General features: G+C 42.3%; 3 protein-coding genes. 1 reads left to right on the forward strand and 2 read right to left on the reverse strand.

Translation table 11 applies throughout. The features are described from left to right. Both RMO55_RS09340 and yidD read right to left on the reverse strand, forming a co-directional pair. A partial coding sequence (locus RMO55_RS09340) for a M15 family metallopeptidase (RefSeq protein WP_310426017.1) occupies positions 1 to 499 on the reverse strand: 499 nt, incomplete at its 3' end. A 59-nt stretch (positions 500 to 558) separates the two neighbouring features. Beyond that, complete coding sequence (gene yidD, locus RMO55_RS09345) at positions 559 to 789, reverse strand: membrane protein insertion efficiency factor YidD (RefSeq protein ID WP_310426018.1); 231 nt, start codon at positions 787 to 789, stop codon at positions 559 to 561. A 183-nt stretch (positions 790 to 972) separates the two neighbouring features. Here yidD and RMO55_RS09350 point away from each other — a divergent pair, with 183 nt between their 5' ends. Continuing rightward, positions 973 to 2,286, forward strand: coding sequence for a transposase (locus tag RMO55_RS09350; protein WP_310426019.1), 1,314 nt, complete (start codon positions 973 to 975; stop codon positions 2,284 to 2,286). Positions 2,287 to 2,724 lie beyond the last annotated feature (438 nt).

The raw sequence follows: 2,724 nt of genomic DNA on the forward strand, positions 1-2,724 counted from the left end.
GTAACGATCGATCTGACATATCATCGATCGGTGAACCCATATTCAGCGGATTACTCTGCTCATCTACTATGGTAATATCGATCGCTGCACCCGTACTATGAGGTGGTGGTGTCTCTAGATCGAAACTAGGAATTGCCCAAATCTTGTACACTTCTTGCCAAATTTCTGATATCTCTGGGTTGGTAAGTTTGGTCAGATCTAACTTTCTGCCGATCGCAGTCTGATTGAAAGTATAATTAACCATATACTCCTGTACCTCTACCGGACGATAAGCATCAAAAATTTGGATCTGCCAGCCAGGGTGTAATTGCTGCAATCGATCTTGTGCTTGAATTAGTCGATCGAGTACCCTTTGTCGAAGATAATAAGGTGATTTACCATCATAATCTGCTCCACATTTGATATATGGGTGGGGTGTTTCTACGGCAAACAAATCTAATGGAATTGCAACTAGTGCTTCTCCACATTCTTGGATCGGTACGCGACGATAGGGCTTCATTAGTTGGGAGTTGGGAGTTGGGAGTTTTAACTCAAAATTTAAGATTAGTCTCAATCTGATCAGTTGTGATGATCGGGTATTTCGGGGATGGGATCGTAGCCACCAGGATGAAAGGGATGACAGCGACAAATCCGCATGGTGGCTAGATAACTACCTTTAATTGTACCAAACCGGTCGATCGCCTCTACTGCATATTGAGAACAAGTCGGTGTAAATCGACAACTCGGTGGCAAAAAGCTCGAACTAAACTGCTGATAAATGCGAATCGACCAGATCAATTTTTTTTTCATCAGAAAATTGGGTAGAAACCCCGTCGTTCACGACGGCTTTACAGGAGCGAACTTTAGTTCTGTTGGTCGGGGAACCCGCCCAGCAGCCAGTATGCGCTGTGACTAGTTCTAATAGCCTCACCACATTCTTGTTGTTCTTTTAATGGTTTCGCTATATAATAAAAGAATAGCGAAAGAACAACTATGTACTTGACTCAGAAAAACCAAATACGCGATCTTAGCAAGACCGAATTCTTGGCTCTGAGAGAGTTGTGTCGATTGAGTAAGAACCTCTATAACGTGGGTCTTTACACTGTTAGACAGTACTACTTTCAAGAACATAAGCACTTGCGCTATGAGTCTGCCTACCATCTGTGCAAAGACAATGAGAACTATCAAATTCTCAGTACTGACATTGCACAGCAAACATTGAAGGTAGTAGACAGGACGTTTCGCGGCTTCTATGGATTGATTAAAGCGGTTCGATCTGGAACGTTTCAACAAAAGGTGAGACTTCCTCACTACTTGCCCAAAGAAGGCTATTTTGTGTTGATAATTCCGCGAATCAAAGTCAAAGATGGTTCGTTCAAAGTACCGATGTCTCCAGCCTTTAAGAAGGAATTTGGTGAAATCGTAATTAACTTTCCCGAACGTCTTGACCCAACCAAAATCAAAGAAGTGAGAATTCACCCCAAGTATGATGCTCGATTTTTTGAAGTCGAGTATATTTCCGAAGGTGAAATTGAATCTGTAGAAACCGTCAAAGATAGTGCTTTGGCGGTTGATTTCGGGCTTAGTAATTTGGCTACTTGTGTTGACACCAATGGGGCATCCTTTATCGTGGATGGTCGCAAACTCAAATCTATTAACCAGTGGTTCAACAAAGAGAATGCCAGACTGCAATCTATTAAAGATTTTCAGGGGATTACGCAACTTACCGAACGTCAATCGAGACTGTATATCAATCGCACCTACCAGGTTAGAGACTACCTGAACAAGACGGCTAGACTGATTGTTAACCATTGCATCAATACTAAAATTGAACGCCTGATCGTAGGCTTTAATATTGGGATGAAAGATGGCCTCAATATAGGCAGCCGGAACAATCAAAACTTTGTCCAAATTCCCTTCTACTCTTTGAGAAACAAACTTAAATCTCTCTGTGAGCGGTATGGGTTGATCTACCAAGAACAAGAAGAATCCTACACTAGCAAGGCGAGTGCTTTGGATGGTGATGATATGCCTGTTTACAATGCCGATCAACCCGCGTCGCGGGGAACCCGCCACGCAGCTACCTACCAGTTTTCTGGTCAGCGAGTTCAGCGAGGATTGTATAGAAGCAAAGAAGGACATTTGATTAACTCAGATACTAACGGTGCTGCGAATATTGGACGTAAAGCGGCGCGCGTTCTGGAGGAAACCTCCAGTAAAGAGCGCGACAAGACAAGTAAGCAGAATGGTTTTACCGGACTGTCTAGAGGCTGTTTGGCACAGCCATTAAGAATCAAAGTCTACTGAGGCTTTGTGTTCTTGAGAATCCCCGTACCTTCAGGTCGGGGAGTGTCAACTATTTTGCATTTACATCTGCTACTCATCAATTACTATTTTATCATTGGGCGGATCTTCTCTAAATCAACCGGTTCTACAACAGTTATGATGGACTCGACCAAGCCAGTTCAACGAGATCGATCCCCAGTTCGACACATAAAACATTCTGATGTGTGAATTAACAAAATAAAATTGTTGCTTATATTGCCAAAGCGTCACGTATCAGTCTATGCTTGACCTTAGCGAATATATAAATATTCGGTTTTTCGTAGCTAAAACCGAATATTTATATATTCGCTAAGGTCAAGCATAGACTGATACGTGACGCTTTGGCAATATAAGCAACAATTTTATTTTGTTAATTCACACATCAGAATGTTTTATGTGTCGAACTGGGGATCGATCTCG

This window comes from Chamaesiphon sp. VAR_48_metabat_135_sub (assembly GCF_031418915.1).
In the GTDB taxonomy this organism is placed as follows: Bacteria; Cyanobacteriota; Cyanobacteriia; order Cyanobacteriales; family Chamaesiphonaceae; genus Chamaesiphon.